Raw genomic sequence first — 20500 nt, forward strand, 5'->3', positions numbered from 1 at the left:
GGTAAATGGGTCGCCATGAATGGCGACCACGCGATTATTGCGCAAAAGCCCACGTCAGTTTGCCCTTGTCGGAGACCAGCTTCTCCAGCTTCTTCTCATTCACTTTCTTGCGTGCACCTAACCGATCCGCCGTCAGCGGGCCGCTATCGCTGTGCGCAATCACCGTGTCTTTCGGCACGCTGGTCATCTTCTCAGCGATGGTTTCCAGCGCTTTGGCGTAACCGTTGCGGTTATTGAGGTCAAAGTTCTTCAGCGGCAGCTGCGTTTCCAGCCATTTGCCCCAGTAGAACTCGAGGAACGGCGGCGGATTCTGCTCCTTCTCAAAGCCAATATCGCGCACGAAATAGACCAGCGAGCGATATTCATCATTCTGCATATGCTGGCGGCCCAACTCTTTCGGCAGCGCATCCGGTTTAATTTTGCCAGCAGGCGTATCCAGCCATACCAGATGTGCCGTTTCCATTTTTTGCCAAAAGGCGGACATGGTTTTCAGGCTGCGGAAGTCATCGGTGATGCGCACCTGCACCGGCGTGTTAAGACCGCCGATATCGGCGAAATTGCTGAAAGTATGATGACCATCGGTAAGGTACAGCACGTTATCCGGCGCAATCACCGCCGTTTTCATCGGCCCCGGTTCGCTGCCGACCGGCGCTTTACAGCTGAAGCTGCTGGGCTGCGAGAGACGTGATTTACTGTCAAATTTATCAACGCCTTTCTGCCCCATGCTTTCGCAATAATCATCGAACAGCTTTTTCGGTTCGGCTTCATAACGATGCTGTTTGTAATCCAGCTGACGATAGCCAATCGCAGCCCGCGTCGGATGGAGTTGCGCTAACTGCACTTGCACAATATCACCGGCTTTGATGTCGGCGGGCAGCGCGGCGGATGCCTGTCCGGCTGACCATAACAGCGCCAGTATTGACCACGGTGTTCTCATTCCTTTTCCTCGAATCGCCTGAAACAGATACGCACAATAGCATTAGTGTCATTTTGCCGCTGTAGTGTTGTCGCTCGCGGTTGCCCAGTCGCAACCGGTCATCCAGACATCTGACCACACGGAGCTTTCATTATGGCACTTGCTGCTGTGCAACCGACAAAACTGCAACACACTGTTATCGATCCCAGCGTGCGCATGCGCGAAACCCAGATTGGCGCGCAATGTGAAGTGCTGGCCGAAACCTATATCGAATACAGCGAACTGGGCGACTTCTCCTATCTGGGAGAGCATTGCTGCGTCGCCGATGCGCAAATCGGACGCTTTACCGCCATTGCCAATCATGTACGGATTGGCGCACCCAATCATCCGATGGATCGCGCCTCGCAGCACCGTTTCACCTACTGTCCGGAATACTACGATGCGCAGGCGGAGCGCGATAATGGCTTCTTTGCCGAGCGTCGCGCCGATCGCGTGATTATTGGCAATGATGTGTGGATTGGCCATGGCGTGATCGTACTGCCGGGCGTGGCGGTGGGTGACGGCGCGGTGCTGGCGGCCGGTGCGGTGGTGACGAAAGAGGTGCCGCCATACACCATTGTCGGTGGCGTGCCAGCCAAAGTGATCCGTGCACGTTTCGCGGCGGATATTGCCGCGCAACTGCAGGCGATTGCCTGGTGGAACTGGCCGCTGGAGAAGCTGATGGCGAATCTGGCCGATTTTCAGTCCTCCGATCTCCGCGCATTTTGCCAGCGGCACGGCAGCTAACTCCGCTGCAAGCGCCATTTGTCGTCGCAGCGAATCTCAAGTAAACTCAAAATACCCTGTTTTTGAGATTGCTTGAGATGAAGCTGCGCCGCCCACCCGCTCAACTTATTGATTCGCTGAGTATCAGCGAGATTAATTCGCTCCTCGCCAGTCATGCCGAGTGGGATGAGCGCTATCTGCATTTCGATGAGTTATATCGTCGTGTCAGTGATAGTCAGACGCGTGAGAAAGTGTGGAGCGCACTGAAATTCAAGCGCCGCAGCAGCGCGCAGCACTTTGTGATCGCCGATCAAACCGTGACCTGTAATCTCACGGCCAAAATCACGGCAGCGATGTCGACAGTCGATCGTATGACCTTTGCGCGCAACGGCGAACCAACGAATGAGGACGCGGCTTCTTACCTGATGTCACAGCTGATCATGGAAGAGGCGATTTCATCCAGCCAGTTGGAAGGCTCGGCGACCACCTCGCGCGTGGCGATGGAGTTGCTGGCGGTGGGGCGTGCACCGCGCAACGAAGATGAAAGCATGATCATGGGCAACTGGCGCTTGATGCAGCACATTGCCACGCTGGGTGACGCGCCGCTGACGCGCGCCGATATTCTGGAAATTCATCACATCGCCTGCGCCGGCATTAATGATGAAAAATATCGGCCCGGCGCCGTGCGCGACAATAACGATGTGTTTGTTGCCGGGCGCGACGGCGAAATCATTCATCAGCCGCCGGATTATCAGCGGCTCAATAGCCTGCTGGACGCGTTATGCGCCGAAGTTGCCTGGCTGGAGCAGCAGGGCACGCATCCTTTGCTGGTGGCCTGCGTGTTGCACTTTGCTATCGGCTACATTCATCCCTTCAATGACGGCAACGGGCGCACCGCGCGCGGGCTGTTCTATCATCATCTGATTCGTCACGGTTACAGCGCGTTCCGCTACATCTCCATCAGCAAGCTGTTGAAAGCCGCGGCGGTAAAGTACGGCATTTCCTATCTTTACAGCGAAACTGATGAGATGGATCTGACCTATTTCGTGCAGTTTCAGTGCGAAGTGGTGATGCGCGCGGTGACTGCCTTCACCGAGCAAATCGCCACGCTGCACAAAGAGCGGGAGCGTTTAGTGACGTGGGTGGAAGAGCATATGACCTTAGCCAAAGGTGAGCTGGATATCATGGCCATCGCGCTGAATGCGCCGGGTTCGTTACTCAGCTCTGCCGGGATTAAATCGCGGCTCGGCATCGCGGATAACACCGCGCGTGCGCGCCTGAAAAACCTCACCGAACAGGGATTGTTGCGTCCACTAAAGGAGGGGAAAGGAACGGTGTACCAGGCGCCTGTTTCACTGCGCAAGCTGCAGGAGTGGCTGAAAAAGCGCGAAGGGTAACAGCGTTATCGCAAGCAATCTCAAAATGCCCTATTTTTGCGATTACTTGCGATGTGGATTAGATCGGCGGATGCATTACCATCGCCGATAGCACCGCTTCCTGCGGCAACCCGACATGCAGCAAAATCTGCTGGCGATAATGATCGTCGGCGTCGCGCGCATCGTCGCTGAGTAACACGCCCACTTCATTGACGTTCTTGCCGGCCACCTGCACCTTGTCACGCGCGGCACTGCGCATCCATTCGTACTCGATATCAATGTGGCCGGTATCAATGCAGCGAATGCCATGCTGGCTGAGATCGTAAGCCAGCACCGTGGCGGTGGGGCCGAGCGACATCAGCACCATATCGTAATCGCGTGCGTGCGCCAGCACCGAGCTGTAGAGCTCCTTGTAGACCGAGAAGGCGTTGCGATTGAGCGTGGTGATGCGTTTAATCTCCCGCGCGCCATCGAGCAGATCGTTACCGATGCCGAGACGCGTGCCGCTGCCTTCCACAATTAATATCTTTTTATCGCTGAACAGCTGCTTGAACTTATTAAACACGCGAACCGCCTGCTGCTTGTCCTTATAATCGTGATAGGGACGCGTAACGGAGGTATTGCCGTAGCGGTAATCTTTCTTTAATAAGCTTTCATAATGGCGAAAATAAAACGCTTTATGAAAAAACCAGAATAGGGCCGAACCAAAACGCATATTCGCGGTGCCGCGAAAGGCATCGGGCATACATAATAAACACGGATTTTTCGGCTGACTTCCGCGCCGTAATATCTCTTTAAGGCGAATAGAGAGTCGTTCATCAAAAGATTGAAAACCGATATTCTTGAACAAGGTCATTTCCAGTTCGCCGTCGCCATAGCGGCTGATGGATAGATTGTGGTTGCTAAGCAGCAGGTCGATGGACTGTTCAGGCGACATCACCTGATATTGCCGGGCTCGCGCATTGGCAACCGGAAACTTAAAAGCAGCGTGTGTGAGTTTAAAAGGAAAACGTAATTTACGATAAAAGAAATCTGCGCTGATCATCATAACCTTCTTTTTATTAGCGGCCTTGCCGCAGAGCAGTTACGTGATTTATATCACGCTTAATCCGGGATAACAGGCTGAGGAAACTCTCAAAAAGTCATTGCGGCGCAATGGCTAATCAATTTAAAAAAGATTAAATGAAGAGGGAATAAATAAAACTGTAATAAAACCGCACTTATTCGCGCTGCTATGATAATTGTTGCCAGGAATAATCGCAGCAGCGCATTAATGATTAATTAAGTTATTTCAATTAATGACGAAAGGTTAAAGCGATTTTCCGGCTTTACTAAGCCTAAACGATCGCGCAGCGTGCCCGGTTGATAGTCGCTGCGGAAGACGCCCGCAGCCTGCAGGCGCGGGACAACCTGTTCGAGGAAGCGATCTTCGTTCTCGTCAATGTAGGTGGGCAGAATGACAAAACCGTCGCAGGCCTGATGCTGATACCAGTCAATCATCTGCTGCGCAATGCTATCCGCTGTGCCGGTCGGTGCCGGGAACGACAAGCTCTCGGCGTAGCGTTTCGCCATCTCGCCCAGTGTCAGGTTCTGCTCAATGGCGCTGGCGATCACATATTGAAAACGGCCTTTGCTGCCGGTGATCTTTTCACGCAGGTCAGGCACCGGCCCGTCAATGGGGTACTGCGAAAGATCGATATTCATGCTGGCCGAAACAAAGCTGAGGCCCGATTCCACGGTAATCAATGATTTCAGGTACGCCGCACGCTCCTCGGCATCGCGCTGCGTATTGCCGACAATCGGCACCATGCCGGGCAGAATGCGCAGTTGATCGGGCTGACGCTGATACTGCAGCGCACGCTGTTTCAGGGTTTGATAAAACTGCTGCGCGCGTTCCCGATTGGGTTGCACCACAAACAGCACTTCCGCCTGTTGCGCGGCCAGATCGATAAAGGCTTCCGATACGCCAGCCTGAATCACCACCGGATGGCCTTGCGGCGGACGCGGCAGATTAAGCGGTCCCTGCACGTTGAAAGATTCACCCTGATGATCAAGCCTATGGAAGCGTGCCGGGTCGGCAAAGTGCGCCTGCGCTTTATCCAGAATCAGCGCGTCCTCTTCAAAGCTGTCCCACAGCGCTTTCATGACATCAATAAATTCGGCCGCGCGGCGATAGCGATCTTCATGGCAGAAGTGCTCGCTGCGACCAAAGTTGCGCGCTTCGGCGTGGCTCAGCGAGGTAACCACATTCCACGCTGCGCGCCCGCCGCTAATATGGTCGATGTTTGCCAGCTGACGCGCGGTGGTGTAAGGCACCGAATAGGATGAGGAAACCGTGCCGCCAAGGCCGATGTGGTCAGTCACCGCCGCCAGCGCGGCTAATAATGTTAAGGGTTCAGACCAGCCAACCTGACGATTCTGCACGGTGTGCGCCAGATGCCCGCCGTAAACATCATCAATCGCCAGCTTGTCCGCGACAAAAATCATGTCCAGCTTCGCGTCTTCGGCGCGCTGGGCGATTTTGCGGTACAGCGGCCAGTTACTGCCGCCGGTCGCAGCTGAATTGGGATGGCGCCAGCCGCCCTGATGAATGCCGGAGTCGAGGTAGAGCGCCAGATTCATCATGGTTTGGCGGCTCCGTTGACGTTGAAGAAGGAGGCATCCACCAGTTTGTCGGCTTTTAAGCCGGGTTTGATCAGGCCGCCACGGGTGAAGGTATCAATCGCCAGTTGCTGGCGTTTCTCTACCAACGCGTAATCTTCTACCGGCGCGTTGTTTTCACGCTGTACTTTACTCAGCGCCACCGCATCTGGCAGACGCAGCAGTTTGGCGATCTCGCTGGCGTAGGCTTGTGGATGCGCCACGCCCCACGCACGTGCGCGAATCAGGCGCTCGCGGAAGTCCGTGAGCTGTTCACGCTTGCTGGCGATGGCGCTATCGGTCGCCACCAGATAGTTTGAAACCGGCGAATTTTTGCCGTCGATGGCGATGCGATCGCCGGACTGCGCCACGGCAAAGGACACATAAGGTTCCCAGGTTGCCACCGCATCCACCGCGCCATTATCCAGCGCCAGCGTGGCTTCCGACGGCGTGGTGAAGACAAAATTGACGCTGTCGTCGGGCAAACCCGCTTCGTGCAGCGCATTCAGCACCATGTTTTGCCCGGCCGATCCTTTTACCGTCGCCACTTTCTTGCCTTTTAGGTCGGCGATGCTGTGCAGGGCGCTGTCCTTTTTCACCAGGATGGCATTGCCGAGATATTGCGATGCCTGAATGGCGCGGATCTGCGCGCCTGCGGCCACGGCAAACGACAGCGGACCATCGCCGACTAAGCCGGCATCCAGATGCTGGGAGTTGAGCGACTCCAGCAGCGGCGCAGCGTTGGGGAACTCATACCATTTGATTTCATACGGCACATTGTTGAGCTCGCCAGCGGCGGACATCACCGCGCGAGCATTGCCTTTTTGATCGCCGACGATCAGTGGGTCAGTTGCAGCGTGAGAAGTTACCGCGAGGAGCAACAATGAGCTGGCTAATAAAGTGATTTTCATAACGTTTCCCGGGTAAAAAGAAAACAGCGTAAGTTTTCTACTACAGCGGGCGTAGTAACAAATCTGCGCAAGGTTATGTCTCAGGCGCAAATTCCCCCAAAATCGCGCATCCTCGCCATTTTTCGTTATCAAAAAATGCGAATTTTCCTCACTAATGATTAATTCTCTCAACGAAAATGAAACGTGATTTCAGTCACAGATTGAACCAGGCGGTAGCTGGCAGCCATTAGCCAAACTACATTCATTAGCGGAGCTAACGACACACCTCGCAACGGGTTTTTACTAAACGGTAACGTAAGTTAAAATTCTGTTGATTTTATGTGGGGTTATTTTTGAGGTTTTTCGATGAATATGGTTGAGGGATTAGCATGGTTAACAAATTAACCAGTATCGTGCTCGCGATTCTGGCGATTGCCTTGCTGTACATGGGCGGCAAGCTGTTGATGCTGGGCGGCAGCGCCTTCTATGCGCTGATGGCGGTGGGATTACTTATCACCGCAATATTACTGTTCCGCAACCAGCGCAGCGCGCTGGCGCTTTATGCGGTGCTGATGTGGATTACGCTCGCCTGGATTATCTGGGAAGTGGGCTTTGATAAATGGCAGTGGATCCCACGCGGTGACCTGTTCGGCGTGATCGGCCTGTGGCTGGCGATGCCGTGGGTGGTGAAACCGCTGTATCGCGGTGAACGCCGTTTCCACGCCTTCCTCGGCGGCACCGTGATTATCATGATCGTGGTGGTGATTGGTCTGTGCTTCTACGATCCGGTTCCGCAGCAAGGCACCATCAGCATTGCCCGCGAGCAAAACAGCGAGCAGGGCGCCGCTAACGACTGGACCGCGTACGGTGGTTCGTCTGACGGCCTGCGTTTCTCGGCGCTGAATCAGATCAGCAAAGACAACGTCAAAAACCTCGAAGTTGCATGGACCTATCACACCGGTGATTTGCGCCAGGATGCGGATGCCACCGAATACACCTTCGAAGCTACGCCGCTGAAAGCCAACGGTATGCTGTATTTCTGTACGCCGCATAACGAAGTGCATGCGCTTGATCCGGAAACCGGCGCGGTGAAGTGGAAATTTATGCCAAATAAAGACCGCTCTTACCTGCAGCAGCATCAGACCTGTCGCGGCGTAAGCTACTACGAAGAAACCCCGGTTGCCGCACAGGATAGCGCCGCAAATCCGGCCATCTGCCGTAAGCGTATCTTTAACGCCACCACCGATGCGCAGCTGATTGCGCTGGATGCCGATACCGGTAAACCGTGCGCAGATTTCGGTCAGAACGGTGTGGTTGATCTGCACGCCAACATGGGTGAAGTACGTCCACATGCGCTGATGCAAACCGCAGCACCGCTGGTGGCGGGCAAGCTGGTGATCGTTGGCGGTTCCGTGATGGATAACGGCTTCAACAGCGGCAACCCGTCAGGCGTGATCCGTGCCTATGACGTGCAAAGCGGTCGTCTGGTGTGGAACTTTGATCCGGCTAACCCGGATAACACCGCGCCAATTGCTGCCGGTCAAAACTACCCGCAGGACACGCCAGTGGCGTGGGGCACGCTGAGTGCTGACCTGAAAAATGGCGTAGTCTATGTGCCGTTTGGTAACGCTTCACCGGATGAAGTGGGCATTGAACGCGATCCGAACAGCAACACCGAGAAGTTCCGTGATGCGCTGGTGGCGCTGGATCTGCAAACCGGTGCGTTCAAATGGCGCTATCAGAGCTCCAACCACGATCTGTGGGACCGCGATAATCCGTCACAGCCTTCGCTGGTGGACATCGATTATCAAGGGCAGAAGCAGCCTGTGGTGATCCTGCCGACCAAAACCGGCAACCTGTTTGTGCTGAACCGTCTTACCGGCCAGCCGGTGTATCCGGTAAACCAGGTGAAGGTTTCGACTGAAGGTGGCGTAGCGGGTGAGAAATTTGCGGCGACTCAGCCGGTTTCCAGCCTGAACTTCATCCCGCAGCCGTTGACCGAGAAGTCAATGTGGGGCATCACGCCGTTTGACCAGATGTCATGCCGCATGGATTTCCGTAGCCTGCGCTATGATGGCAATCCGTGGACGCCAGCAACGGAAGGCGGTTCACTGATCTTCCCTGGCAACATTGGTGTGTTCAACTGGGGTTCTGTTGCGGTTGATCCGCAGCGTCAAATGCTGATTGCCGCGCCAGTGCGCCTGGCCTACAAGTACAACCTGATCAAACGCACCGAGCAGACCGCCACCGAGCGCCTGTTCACCAAAGATGGCACGCCATACTGGAACGAAAACTTCCACGGTGACTACGCGATCCATATCCAGCAGATGGCGTCAGGCCTCGGCATTCCCTGTGTAGCGCCGCCTTGGGGCCGCATGGTGGGCGTGGATCTGAAGACCGGTAAAACCGAATGGCTGCGCCGCGTGGGCGTCACCAAAAACCTGAAGACCAGCTTCCTGCCGGGCCGCTTCCCCATCGGCTTCCCGATGGGCATGGTGGCGCACGGTGGTCCATTGCTGACCGCAGGGGATTTGGTGTTCCACGGTGCAACTGCGGATAACTTCTTCCGCGCCTACGACAGCACCACCGGCGAGCTGCTGTGGCAGACCGAGCTGAGTGCCGGTGCGCAAGCCACGCCGTCTACCTTTATGGGTAAAGACGGTAAGCAGTACGTGGTGATTGCCGCAGGCGGTCACGGTTCGCTTGGCACCCAGGCGGGTGACAGCGTTGTGGCATTCCGTTTGAAGTAATTGCAGTGAAATAGAATAAGGCGCCCGCTGTGGCGCCTTTTTTTGTTTTTGTCAGGTTATATTGAGCATCCCTAAGAGACGCCACTGATCAGGAATTCTATGACTATCGCCTGCCTGCATACCGCCGCCAGTAATATCGCTATTTTCGATGACGCCGCGCACTCATTGGGCATGAGCAACGGCGCACTGAGTCATATTGTGATGCCACATTTGCTGGCGGAAGCCGAGCTGACCGGTGGCATGACCGCTTCTCAGCAGCACAAACTGGAACAGCTGTTACGCAGCCTGACGCCGTGGTTCGACGCGATTCTGATTACCTGCTCGACGCTGGGTCCGGTTGCCGATGGTTTTTGTGTTCAAGGGCATGATTGCCCGGTGTATCGCACCGATCGCATGCTGGCCGATGAGGTGCACCGTTTGCCGGGTAAATCTCTGGTGCTGTGTGCGGCGGAATCCACGCTGGCGGCGACGCGCGCGCTGTTTTGCCCAGCGACGCTGCCGGTTGAACAGCATCCTGTTGTGCAGCTGATTCCTGGCGCATGGGCGGCGTTCAAAGCGGGTCATCAGGATGCGTATCTGCAAATGATTGCGCAAGCGGTGGCAGACGGGAAACAGCAGGGCGCAGATCATGTGGCGCTGGCCCAGGTTTCCATGGCGGCGGCGTCCAGGCTGTTTAGCGCCGGTAGTCAGCCATTAACCAGCCCGCAGCTGGCGTTAAAGGTGGTACATAATTTTTCGTAGGGTGCGCATGCAAGACCGCGCATCAGGTTAACGTTTACTTTCATGTAAATAATAATCATTTGCATTAGTGGTTATAACTCATTATCGTTAGCAACACTTTGTAACCCATAGCGATTTAACCCCTAAAAATCCTCAATCAAAGAGGTCGCTATTCTGCTGTCGCTTTTCAGGAGCGCTCTTTTCATTTTCCTGACATACGCCCACATCCGCGATTTGGTAGACTCAATATTGAGAATGAACGTTCACTACAGGATTATTCATGAAGAATTTTCAGCGCACGGCCATCGCCGGGCTGGTGTTATTGCTCGCCGCCTGTGACCAAAATAGCGCCCCGCCAGCGGGCGACATGACCACCGAAGTTGGCGTGAAAACGCTGCAAACTGAGTCGGTGACGCTCGATAGCCAACTCACCGGACGCGTGGTGGGCAGCATGGTGTCGGAAGTGCGTCCGCAGGTGGACGGTATCATCCAGAAGCGCCTGTTTACCGAAGGCGACGAAGTTAAAGCCGGTCAGGTACTGTATCAAATCGATGCAGCCAGCTATCAGGCCAGCTACGATCAGGCCGTTGCGCAGTTGAAAAATGCGCAGGCGCTAGTGAAAAGCAGCCAGTTAAAATCTGCGCGCTATAGCGCGCTGGTTAAAGAGAACGGCGTATCGCGTCAGGATGCCGACGATGCGCTGGCAACCTATCAACAGAACGTGGCGTCGGTTGATCAATATCGTGCCGCCGTCGAAAGCGCCCGCATCAACCTCAACTACACGCAAATCAAAGCACCGATTTCTGGCCGCATCGGCATCTCGTCAGTGACGCCGGGCGCGCTGGTGACCTCGGCGCAAACCACGGCGCTGGCGACCATTCGTGCGCTCGATCCGATCTATGTCGATCTCACGCAATCCAGCGTGCAACTGCTGAAACTAAAGCGTCAGCAGGCTTCCCTTCAGCAGAGCAGCGATGTGGTGCCAGTAACGGTAAAACTGGAAGACGGCAGCAATTACGATCATCCCGGCAAGCTGGAACTGACCGAAGTGGCGGTTGATGAAGCCACCGGAACCGTTACGCTGCGCGCCATTTTCCCTAATCCGCAGCATGAATTGTTGCCGGGCATGTATGTGCGCGCCAGCGTCACTAACGGCGTTAAAAAGGATGCGATTCTGGCCCCGCAGCAGGGCATCACGCGTGATGCTAAGGGCAACGCCACGGCGCTGGTGGTGGATAACGAGAACAAAGTGCAAAGCCGGGAAGTGGTGACCGATCGGGTTATCGGCAACACCTGGCTGGTGACCAGCGGTTTAAACAGCGGCGACAAGCTGATTGTCGAAGGCACCGCCAAAGTGCAGGCCGGGATGACGGTAAAAGCAGTTGAAGTGACGCCAAACAGCGCCCGCAGCGGAGGCCAGTAATTATGTTGGCTCAGTTCTTTATTCGCCGCCCGGTATTCGCCTGGGTGATCGCCATCTGCATCATGATGTTTGGCGTGCTCAGCATTAAAAGCCTGCCGATTGCGCAGTATCCCGACGTTGCACCGCCGCAGATCAGTATTCAGGCCACTTACACCGGCGCGTCGGCGGAAACGCTGGAAAGCAGCGTCACGCAGGTGATCGAGCAGCAGCTCACCGGCCTCGACGGCTTGCTCTATTTCGATTCCACCAGCACCGCCTCAACCGGCCAGGTAAAAATCAGCGTCACTTTCCAGCAGGGCACCGATCCGGATATTGCGCAGGTGCAGGTGCAGAACAAAGTGCAGCAGGCCGAAAGCCGCTTGCCGACCTCCGTTACCACGCAAGGCGTGACGGTGGAGAAGGCGCAAAGCGACTTCCTGCTGATTCTGGCGCTGTACGATAAAACCAACCAAAGCACCTCGGCCGATGTGGCGGACTACATGGTCAGCAACATGGAAGATACGCTGGCGCGCGTGCCGGGCGTCGGTAGCGTGCAGGTGTTTGGTGCCGAATACGCCATGCGCATCTGGCTCGATCCCGCCAAACTCGCCTCCTTTTCGCTGATGCCGTCCGATGTGACCAGCGCGCTGGAGAGCCAGAATACCCAGGTTTCCTCCGGTCAGCTGGGCGCGCAACCGGCCAGCAAAGAGCAGCAGCTGGTGGCGACCGTGCGTTCGCGTTCACGTCTGCAAACGCCGGAACAGTTCCGCAATATCGTGCTGAAAAGCCAAAGCGACGGATCGGTGGTGCATCTGAGTGATGTGGCTCGCGTGGAAATGGGTGACGAGGATTACAGCGCCAACGTGCTGGCGAACGGTCACCCGGCTTCAGGGATTGCGGTGCAGCTGGCGTCCGGCGCCAATGCGCTTTCAACCGCCGAACAGGTGAAAGCCACCATCGACGAGTTCCGCAGCAGCATGCCGCCGGGCTATGAAGTGGCGTATCCGCTCGACAGCACCGACTTCGTGAAAATCTCGATTGAAGAGGTGGTGAAAACCCTGATCGAGGCGGTGATTCTGGTGGTGATCGTGATGTTCGTGTTTCTGCAGAACATCCGCACCACGCTGATTCCGGCGATTGCCGTGCCGGTGGTGCTGCTGGGAACCTTTGGCGTGCTGTCACTGTTCGGGTACTCGATCAACACCTTAACTATGTTCGGCATGGTGCTCGCCATTGGGCTGTTAGTGGATGACGCAATCGTAGTGGTGGAAAACGTCGAGCGTGTGATGCGCGAAGAGGGTTTGCCGCCGCGTCAGGCCACTGAAAAATCGATGAAGGAGATCACCGGCGCGCTGATTGGTATCGCGCTGGTGCTGTCGGCGGTGTTTCTGCCGATGACCTTCTTTAGCGGCTCAACCGGCGTTATCTATCGTCAGTTCTCCATCACCATTGTGTCATCGATGGTGCTGTCGGTGATCGTGGCGTTAACGTTGACGCCGGCGTTGTGCGCCACGCTGCTCAAACCGCACAACGAAGAAGGCGGTCAAAAGGGCTTTTTCGGCTGGTTCAATCGCAGTTACGAGCGCGTGCAGGCGCGTTATCACAACGGCGTGGGTCATGTGCTGCACAGTTCGGTGCGCTATCTGCTGCTCTACGCGGTGCTGCTGATCGGTTGCGCGGTGCTGTATATACGTTTGCCGACCGGCTTCCTGCCGACTGAGGATCAGGGCTATATCATGGTGCAATACCAGCTGGCACCGGGCGCGACGGAAAACCGCACCAGCGCGGTTCGTCGTCAGGTGCAGGAATACTTCGCCACCAAAGAAAAAGACAACATCAACGTCAGTATGCTGGTGAATGGCTTCAGTTTTGCCGGCAGCGGCCAGAACGCCGGGATTGGCTTTATCTCGCTGAAGAACTGGAGCGAGCGTAAAGGTGCTGAAAACAGTGCCGATGCCATTGCCGCGCGTGCCATGGCCAATCTTGCCAGCATTCGTGATGCGCAGATCTTCGTGCTGTCGCCGCCGTCGGTGTCCGGTTTAGGGCAGTCAGACGGATTCACCTTTGAGCTGCAGGCGCGTGGTGCCACCGGGCGCGATCAGCTACTGCAAATGCGCAATCAGCTGATTGCTGAAGCCAATCAGGATCCGCTGCTCAGCGCGGTGCGTGCCAACACCTTGCCGGATTTGCCGCAGCTGCAGGTCAATATCGACGATGAAAAAGCGCAGTCGCTGGGTCTCACCATCAGCGACATCAACGACACGCTCAGCGCGGCGATTGGCGGCAGCTACATCAACGACTTCACCGATCGTGGCCGCGTGAAGAAGGTTTACATGCAGGGCGATCAGCAGTTCCGCAGCAAGCCGGAAGATATCGATCGCTGGTACGTGCGCGGCAGCGATAGCAACAGCAATACCACCATGGTGCCGTTTGCGTCGTTTGCCTCCTCAGAGTGGGCGTACGGCCCGGATGTGCTGTCTCGTTATAACGGCCTCGCGTCCTACGAAATCGAAGGTTCGGCGGCGGCCGGCAAGAGTTCCGGGGATGCGATCAGCGCGATGGAAAAACTGGCGGCGAAGCTGCCGGCGGGCACCACTTTTGCGTGGAGCGGCTTGTCCTATCAGGAAAAACTCTCCGGCAACCAGGCGATGTCGCTGTATGGCATCTCGCTGATTGTGGTGTTCCTGTGCCTGGCGGCGTTGTATGAAAGCTGGTCGGTGCCGTTCTCGGTGATGATGGTGGTGCCGCTCGGGGTGATCGGCTCGCTGCTGGCGATCAGCCTGCGCGGGCTGGAAAACGACGTCTACTTCCAGGTGGCGCTGTTAACCATCATTGGCTTGTCGGCGAAGAACGCGATTCTGATCGTTGAGTTCGCCGAAGACAATTACCGCAAAGGGGAAAGCCTGGTGAAGGCGGCGACGCACGCGGCATCGATGCGCCTGCGGCCCATCATTATGACTTCGCTGGCATTTACCGCTGGCGTATTGCCACTGGCGATTTCCACCGGCGCGGGCGCCAATAGCCGTATTGCGATTGGTACCGGTATTATTGGCGGCACGCTGACCGCTACCTTGCTGGCGATCTTCTTTGTACCGCTGTTCTTTGTTCTGGTGCGTCGCGTGTTCCCGGCGATACCGCATGACGATAATCATGCATCTGTGGCCAAGGCGGGGGAATAACATGTCGGCAAAACTCTTAATGGTATTGGTTCCCGCGCTGCTGTCGGGTTGTGTGTCGCTCGATCCGCACTATGAGCGCCCGCAAGGCGCGGTCAGCAGCGAGATGCCGAGCGGTGAAGCCTATCGTTCATTGCAAGGCACACCAGCCAGCAACTACCGCGACCTGAGCTGGCAGGATTATGTGCTCGACGCCCAACTGCGCCAGGTGGTGGCGATGGCGCTGGATAGCAGCCGCGACTTGCGTGAAGCGGTGGCCAGCGTTAAATCCGCGCATGCGCAATACGGTGAAGAGCGGGCCAATCTGTTCCCGGCTATTAGCGCCGGCGTGAGCGGCACGCGTTCGCGCGCGTTAACAGGCGAAGGCAATCAAACCGCCATCAGCAACAGTTATTCGGCAGAAGGCAGCGTCAGTTCGTTTGAACTCGATCTGTTTGGCAAAAACCAGAGCCTGACGCGCGAGCAGTATGAAACCTATCTCGGCACGCTGCAGGGCGCACGCAGCACGCGCCTGACGGTGTTGTACAACACCGTGGATTACTGGCTGCAGCTCGCCGCCGATCGCAGCAATCTGGCAATTGCCAAAGAGACCGCCGAGAGCGCGCGACAATCGTGGCAGGTGACGCGCAAGCAGATGGAAAATGGTATCGCCTCAATGGTGGATGTCTCGTCTGCGGAAACCACCTATCAATCCGCGCAGGCCGATGTCGCCAGCTACAGCACGCTGGTGGCGCAGGATAAAAACGCGCTGGATTTGGTGGTGGGCCGCAGCGTGCCGGATAACCTGCTGCCTGACAGCATTGAATCGATAGGTAACGCACTGCGCGAGGTGCCTGCGGGCGTCTCATCGGAGGCCTTGCTGAATCGCCCTGATGTGTTGCAAGCCGAGCATAATCTCAAGTCGGCCAACGCCAGTATCGGCGCGGCGCGTGCCAACTTCTTCCCGAGCATTACGCTGACGGGCAGCGGCGGCGTCGGCAGTAGCGATCTGTCGACGCTGTTTAAAAACGGGGCGGGCATTTGGTCATTTGCGCCGAGCATTTCGCTGCCGATTTTCCAGGGCGGCTACAACGTCTCTTACCTGAAATACACCAAAGCACAGAAGGAGTATTACGTAGCGGCGTATGAGAAAGCGGTGCAAACCGCCTTCCAGGAAGTGGCGGATGCGCTGGCGCGTCGTGGCACCATCAACGATCAGCTCAGCAGTCAGCAGCGTAATGTAGCGGCATCGCAAACCTATTATCATCTGGCGGATCTGCGCTACCGCAACGGCGTTGATAGCTACCTCAATGCGTTAACCGCGCAGCGCACGCTGTACAGTGCCCGAACCAATCTGGTGAGTACGCAGCAAGCCTATTACCTGAATTTGATCACCTTCTATAAAGTGATGGGTGGCGGCACGGCGTTGAAAGAATCTGAAATAATGAGCGCGCAATAATTGCACTTTTCGTAGCGGCGCGATTTATCGTGCAATAAATTGCGTCGCTACATGGCCTGCGTGCGGGGAAGCAAGAATTGGAAACATTGTCTGGGTTTATCACCGGAAACGCATCACGTATGATGACGGGAATAAAAGCTAAATTCTTTTTCGGAGCCAATGTGAGTCACTCTGAACATGACGATTTTCTCTTACAGCGTCAGCAGCAGGTGATTTCTGCGGCGAAAGTCTGTTTTAGTCGCTCCGGATTTCATGGCGCCAGCATGGCGGATATTAGCCGTGAATCTGCGTTAGGGGCAGGGCAAATATATCGTTACTTTAGCAGTAAAGAGCTTATTGTGATGGAAACAATAAAAAGCATCGCGCACAACTGGCGCCTGTTTTTAATACAACACTTGCCCGCACAACAATCGACTCAGGATATTATCAACGCTGATTCGCCATTCTGGCATCATTGGCCGAGTCAGGACCGGAAATTATTACTGGAAATGTATTCTGAGGCGTCGCGTAATGAATCGGTGCGTACCATTCTGGCCCATCAGGAGCAATTATTACTTGCTGAGTTAGCGGCTATTTTTCGCGCGCAACAACCTGATATCGATCCAACACAGCGCGCCAATCGTATTCAATTTTTATTGCTGCTGGTCGATGGCGTCGCCTGTCGCGCCTTCGGCGATAGCGACCTGGACCAACGTGAAATGCAGCGGGTTAACGGCGTTCTCAGCCAGCATCTGTTCGGCTGAATTTACATCGCACCGTGCGGATAGACATCATTCACCACCGCATTGAAAAACGGCATAAAGCCCGGCGCCATATCGCGCTGCTTCATGCAGCGGCGAATAATAATGCCGTCAATAATCAGCGACATCACATATAAGCGGGTGTGAATGGCATTGGCGTCCTGCTCGGGGTGCAGCGTCTGCTCCTGAGCAATAAAATTATTTTTAAGATCATGCCAGGCATCGAGCATGATTTGTTGGATGCGATTATTACGCGTGGCTTCAGATGACACTTCCATCAGCAGAATAATACTGTTTTCCACTGCCGCCGGCACAATATCCTCCGCTTCGTGATAATGTCCTTTCATATGCGCGATACGTTCAAAGTCTGCATTGAGTAGCGTGATCATCCGCTGCACCACATTGGTGACTAATGCCTCAATGATCGCCTCTTTGTTTTTATAGTATTTATAAATTAAACCAATACTAACGTCGGCCTGGCTGGCAATATTCTGAATCGATGTCTGGTGAAAGCCTTTCAGCCGCATGCATTGCTCGGCGGCGGCCAGGATCTGTTCGCTTCGGTTCATGATTATTACACTCGCAGAATAAAGCGGCTATTTTACGCAATTAAAGCTGTACTCGCGATGAATAAAAACATTAACCCAACCTGATTATTTCGGCGCTGTAGCGTTGTTCAGTTTTTTTGATTCAAGCGAGCAGTTTTGCCTGCTGTTCATGATTTTTCAGACCTCTATGATGGTGGACAGAAAAAATCATCAAGGAATAACATCATGAACATCCTGCGCGCCCAACGCGATCAGCTGTTTGAATATGGTCCTTTCACCATTCGCCGTCAGCGTCCCGGTGAAGCGTTTGGACCGCTGGCGATTGTCGACCAAATGACGCTGCAACTGGATGCCACTATCCCGCTGCATTCTCATCAGGATAGCGAGATTTTCAGCTACGTTTGGCGCGGTTCGCTGCTGCACAGCACCGAGCAGGGTGAAACGCACTCCCTTAACGCCAAACGCGCGCTGCTGCTGAGTGCCGGTAGCGGCATGCGCTTTGCCGAGTCTGCGCCTTTTATCGAAACCGAAATGTTGCAGGCCACCATTAATCCAGCGCAAACCGGCGGTGAGCCGCAGGTCAATACCTTTACCCGTGCGGACGGTGCGGCATTAAACGCATGGACGTTACTGGCAGGGCCGCACGGCAGCGAGGCGCCACTGGCGCTGAATCAGGCGGTATACATTTATGACCTGAAACTGGAGCGCGGCAAACAGGTGGATGTGCCGCAGCGTGCAGGCTTTTCCAGCTGGGTCAGCGTGCTGGACGGCATTGTGCGTATGGATAATGAACGTTTGCACAAAGGCGATTCCGTCAGCGATAACAAGGCTTTGCCAGCGTTGATGGGCGAGCGGGATGCAACGCTGATTGCGTTTCTGGTGCAGAAAAGCCTGTAGAGCCGCCATTCATGGGCACCTAACCCTTCCTCCATATAACATCGTGCTATCATCTGCGGATAAAACATCGGAGGAGGGTAATTCAATGAAAAAGAAAGAGTTCGTTACCCAGGATTTGCTGAGCAAGATCTATCAGGAAGATACCTCCGCGCCACGCAAATTACCGCCTGAACGCCAGCTGGCCGAAGAATATGGCGTATCGCGTTTCACTATCCGCCAGGCGCTGGAGAAACTGGTGAGTATCGGCGCGGTACGTATCGTGCAGGGATCAGGTATCTGGATTAATGAAACGGTGCGTAATAACCCGCTGGTTTATAATTCAATCACCGAAAAGCGCTTTGATCAGATGCATTACCGCTCACTCAGCCTGCGTAAAAGACGCCCCGATAGTGATGAGCAACAGATATTTGCCATTAACGACAACGCCTTTATCTGGGAGTTTTCCCGCCTGCGCTATGTCGATAATGTGGCGGTACAAATTGAAATATCGCGTATGCCCGCAACCTTATTTACCGATCTCAACGGTGAGGTTATTGAGCGCTCGATACAGCAATATGTGTTGTCCAAAGGCTACCAAATCTCACATTTACTCACCAGCTATCGCGCGATTAGCGTTAACCGCGAACAGGCGACGCTACTGGGTTGTAAAAAAGGCAGTCCGGCGATGCACATTATAAATCGTGGTATTTTGCAGGGCGGGCAGGTGTATGAAATCAGCGACATCGTTGATATTCATTACACCTGCACCTATCTGATTCCGCATAACCCGGATAATCTGCGTTTCCGCCAGCAACAGCGCTAACTTATGGCGTGTGCATGGTGCCGTCTGGCAGGCGACTCTGCGTCCATTCATGCGGACGATAAACCACCGGATATTTTTCCGCTAATGCCTGATCAAAGCCAACGCCAATACCTGATGCTTGCGGCGGATAGAGATAGCCATTTTTTATTTCCGGCGCGCCAGGGAAAATGGCATCCGTCAGCGTTGAGCGTGGAATAAATTCCTGAATCGCAGCATTGTGCAGGTGAATATTCAGATGTGTATTAACCGCCACGCCAATCGGCGTCATATCGCCCGGTCCGTGCCATGCCAGTCGCACACCAAATGCCTGACACAGTGCAGCCAGTTTCAATGCCGGCGTAATACCACCAATCTGCGAGACGTGACAACGAATAAAGTCGATGCGACGATTGACAATTAACTCGTGCCATTCTGCGGGATTATTAAATAATTCGCCTAACGCTAACGGCACCGCGCTTTGCTGACGCAACTGCGCTAGCCAGCCAGTTTGCGCGGGTGGGAGCACATCCTCAAGGAAGTAGGGCATATATGGCTCAAGCTGTTTTACCAGCTGAATGGCCTGCTGCGGGAATAAGCGCTCATGCACGTCATGCAATATTTCAAAACAGTGACCGTATTTCTCCCGCAACGCGCGGAACATCTCGAGCGTATTCGTCATGTACTCTTGCTGCGAGTAGTAAGCGCCGGAGGTGCTATTTTCCGGTGCGTGGAGTTCTTTCGGCGTTCCGCCGTAAAAGCCCAGCTGACAGCGGATATGGCGATAGCCTTTCTCTAAGGCGTTATCAACGGAGGTATAAAGTTCCTCCAGCGTTTCACCGCTGGCATGGGTGTAAGCTGCAATCGCATCGCGCGCTTTGCCGCCCCACAGCTGATATAAAGGCATATCGGCTAACTGCGATTTAATATCCCACAGCGCCATATCCACGCCCGAAATGGCATTGTTGGTCACCGGACCGTTACGCCAATAGGCATTAACGTTCATCATCTGCCACAGGTCTTCAATATTGTTGGCATCGCGTCCAACTAATAGCGGCACCAGATACTCATCCACCATGGTTTTTACCGCCAAAGGACGCTGTTGAAAGGTGGCGCAGCCGTGACCGGTAATCCCTTTATTGGTGGTAACACGTACGGTAATAAGGTTATGGCGATCGGGGCGGGTAATAAAACACTCAATACTTTCAATGAGGGTTGGGGTCACGTGAAATACTCCTGTGGCGCAGTGACTGCGCTCAATTTCAAGGCCTGTTGATAAGCTATTTTGGCGTATCATTACCGGGTTTTTATTGAGACGCAAACCCTTTTTCAGCCAATAAATATTGGTCAGTAAAAAAGAGTGTTTATCGCGATAAAACAGACCAATTTGCTATTTTAAAACTTAATGGCCCTGTTGCAACGGGTTTTGTGATCGCAGTCATAATTTATTGGTTTGTTTTGTTG

The 20500-nt window shown here is 54.8% G+C and carries 16 protein-coding genes; 10 read left to right on the forward strand and 6 right to left on the reverse strand.

All coding sequences use genetic code 11. The features are described 5' to 3' along the window. Window positions 1-34: 34 nt before the first annotated feature. Window positions 35-937: a ParB/Srx family N-terminal domain-containing protein gene (locus ACVLVH_RS03920; protein ID WP_498948809.1), complete on the reverse strand. Its 903-nt coding sequence runs from the start codon at window positions 935-937 to the stop codon at window positions 35-37. Window positions 938-1069: 132 nt separating this feature from the next. On the opposite strand from ACVLVH_RS03920, the gene ACVLVH_RS03925 reads away from it, so the two are divergent. Both ACVLVH_RS03925 and ACVLVH_RS03930 read left to right on the forward strand, forming a co-directional pair. Beyond that, window positions 1070-1702: a DapH/DapD/GlmU-related protein gene (locus tag ACVLVH_RS03925; RefSeq protein ID WP_192411877.1), complete on the forward strand. Its 633-nt coding sequence runs from the start codon at window positions 1070-1072 to the stop codon at window positions 1700-1702. 77 nt (window positions 1703-1779) lie between these two features. Beyond that, window positions 1780-3078 carry a Fic family protein gene (locus ACVLVH_RS03930; protein ID WP_192411876.1) on the forward strand — a complete coding sequence of 433 codons (1299 nt, stop codon included), beginning with the start codon at window positions 1780-1782 and terminating at the stop codon, window positions 3076-3078. 58 nt (window positions 3079-3136) lie between these two features. On the opposite strand, the gene ACVLVH_RS03935 is transcribed toward ACVLVH_RS03930, so the two are convergent. The 3 genes from ACVLVH_RS03935 to ACVLVH_RS03945 all read right to left on the reverse strand — a co-directional run bounded on the left by ACVLVH_RS03935 (window position 3137) and on the right by ACVLVH_RS03945 (window position 6608). Further along, complete coding sequence (locus ACVLVH_RS03935; RefSeq protein ID WP_498949047.1) at window positions 3137-4102, reverse strand: GT-D fold domain-containing glycosyltransferase; 966 nt, start codon at window positions 4100-4102, stop codon at window positions 3137-3139. Window positions 4103-4338: 236 nt separating this feature from the next. Beyond that, on the reverse strand, window positions 4339-5682 hold the full coding sequence (locus tag ACVLVH_RS03940) for an NtaA/DmoA family FMN-dependent monooxygenase (RefSeq protein ID WP_192411875.1): 1344 nt from the start codon (window positions 5680-5682) through the stop codon (window positions 4339-4341). Continuing rightward, entirely contained in the window at window positions 5679-6608 is a 930-nt protein-coding gene (locus ACVLVH_RS03945; protein ID WP_192411874.1) for an ABC transporter substrate-binding protein, read from the reverse strand. Before ACVLVH_RS03945 ends, ACVLVH_RS03940 begins: the two co-directional genes overlap by 4 nt. A gap of 368 nt (window positions 6609-6976) precedes the next feature. On the opposite strand from ACVLVH_RS03945, the gene ACVLVH_RS03950 reads away from it, so the two are divergent. From ACVLVH_RS03950 to ACVLVH_RS03975, 6 genes are all read left to right on the forward strand, one after another. Next, a complete protein-coding gene (locus ACVLVH_RS03950) occupies window positions 6977-9337 on the forward strand; it encodes a membrane-bound PQQ-dependent dehydrogenase, glucose/quinate/shikimate family (RefSeq protein ID WP_192411873.1) in 2361 nt (786 codons plus the stop codon). A 99-nt stretch (window positions 9338-9436) separates the two neighbouring features. Next, a complete protein-coding gene (locus tag ACVLVH_RS03955) occupies window positions 9437-10078 on the forward strand; it encodes a glutamate racemase (protein WP_192411872.1) in 642 nt (213 codons plus the stop codon). Window positions 10079-10337: 259 nt separating this feature from the next. Next, window positions 10338-11480: an efflux RND transporter periplasmic adaptor subunit gene (locus ACVLVH_RS03960; protein ID WP_137385759.1), complete on the forward strand. Its 1143-nt coding sequence runs from the start codon at window positions 10338-10340 to the stop codon at window positions 11478-11480. A 2-nt stretch (window positions 11481-11482) separates the two neighbouring features. Next, the gene (locus ACVLVH_RS03965; RefSeq protein WP_498948813.1) at window positions 11483-14638 is read left to right on the forward strand and encodes an efflux RND transporter permease subunit; all 3156 of its coding nucleotides are present in this window, start codon (window positions 11483-11485) and stop codon (window positions 14636-14638) included. 1 nt (window position 14639) lies between these two features. After that, window positions 14640-16073, forward strand: a complete 1434-nt coding sequence (locus ACVLVH_RS03970) for an efflux transporter outer membrane subunit (RefSeq protein ID WP_192411869.1) — start codon at window positions 14640-14642, stop codon at window positions 16071-16073. A gap of 77 nt (window positions 16074-16150) precedes the next feature. Beyond that, window positions 16151-16816 carry a TetR/AcrR family transcriptional regulator gene (locus ACVLVH_RS03975; protein WP_225614357.1) on the forward strand — a complete coding sequence of 222 codons (666 nt, stop codon included), beginning with the start codon at window positions 16151-16153 and terminating at the stop codon, window positions 16814-16816. A gap of 2 nt (window positions 16817-16818) precedes the next feature. Here the strand turns inward: ACVLVH_RS03975 and ACVLVH_RS03980 are convergent, their stop codons facing one another. Beyond that, entirely contained in the window at window positions 16819-17382 is a 564-nt protein-coding gene (locus tag ACVLVH_RS03980; RefSeq protein WP_192411868.1) for a TetR/AcrR family transcriptional regulator, read from the reverse strand. A gap of 204 nt (window positions 17383-17586) precedes the next feature. Between ACVLVH_RS03980 and ACVLVH_RS03985 the strand changes: the two genes are divergently transcribed. Continuing rightward, entirely contained in the window at window positions 17587-18258 is a 672-nt protein-coding gene (locus ACVLVH_RS03985; protein ID WP_192411867.1) for a pirin family protein, read from the forward strand. 85 nt (window positions 18259-18343) lie between these two features. After that, window positions 18344-19060 (forward strand): GntR family transcriptional regulator, encoded by a 717-nt coding sequence (locus ACVLVH_RS03990; protein ID WP_192411866.1) that lies wholly within the window; start codon window positions 18344-18346, stop codon window positions 19058-19060. A gap of 1 nt (window position 19061) precedes the next feature. On the opposite strand, the gene ACVLVH_RS03995 is transcribed toward ACVLVH_RS03990, so the two are convergent. Continuing rightward, entirely contained in the window at window positions 19062-20261 is a 1200-nt protein-coding gene (locus tag ACVLVH_RS03995; RefSeq protein WP_192411865.1) for an enolase C-terminal domain-like protein, read from the reverse strand. Window positions 20262-20500 lie beyond the last annotated feature (239 nt).

It is taken from the genome of Kluyvera sp. 1366 (assembly GCF_054823405.1).

Coding starts and splice junctions, on each gene's coding strand:
- ACVLVH_RS03920 (WP_498948809.1), bottom strand. CDS start 937: ATGAGAACACCGTGGTCAATACTGGCGCTGTTATGGTCAGCCGGACAG.
- ACVLVH_RS03925 (WP_192411877.1), top strand. CDS start 1,070: ATGGCACTTGCTGCTGTGCAACCGACAAAACTGCAACACACTGTTATC.
- ACVLVH_RS03930 (WP_192411876.1), top strand. CDS start 1,780: ATGAAGCTGCGCCGCCCACCCGCTCAACTTATTGATTCGCTGAGTATC.
- ACVLVH_RS03935 (WP_498949047.1), bottom strand. CDS start 4,102: ATGATCAGCGCAGATTTCTTTTATCGTAAATTACGTTTTCCTTTTAAA.
- ACVLVH_RS03940 (WP_192411875.1), bottom strand. CDS start 5,682: ATGATGAATCTGGCGCTCTACCTCGACTCCGGCATTCATCAGGGCGGC.
- ACVLVH_RS03945 (WP_192411874.1), bottom strand. CDS start 6,608: ATGAAAATCACTTTATTAGCCAGCTCATTGTTGCTCCTCGCGGTAACT.
- ACVLVH_RS03950 (WP_192411873.1), top strand. CDS start 6,977: ATGGTTAACAAATTAACCAGTATCGTGCTCGCGATTCTGGCGATTGCC.
- ACVLVH_RS03955 (WP_192411872.1), top strand. CDS start 9,437: ATGACTATCGCCTGCCTGCATACCGCCGCCAGTAATATCGCTATTTTC.
- ACVLVH_RS03960 (WP_137385759.1), top strand. CDS start 10,338: ATGAAGAATTTTCAGCGCACGGCCATCGCCGGGCTGGTGTTATTGCTC.
- ACVLVH_RS03965 (WP_498948813.1), top strand. CDS start 11,483: ATGTTGGCTCAGTTCTTTATTCGCCGCCCGGTATTCGCCTGGGTGATC.
- ACVLVH_RS03970 (WP_192411869.1), top strand. CDS start 14,640: ATGTCGGCAAAACTCTTAATGGTATTGGTTCCCGCGCTGCTGTCGGGT.
- ACVLVH_RS03980 (WP_192411868.1), bottom strand. CDS start 17,382: ATGAACCGAAGCGAACAGATCCTGGCCGCCGCCGAGCAATGCATGCGG.
- ACVLVH_RS03985 (WP_192411867.1), top strand. CDS start 17,587: ATGAACATCCTGCGCGCCCAACGCGATCAGCTGTTTGAATATGGTCCT.
- ACVLVH_RS03990 (WP_192411866.1), top strand. CDS start 18,344: ATGAAAAAGAAAGAGTTCGTTACCCAGGATTTGCTGAGCAAGATCTAT.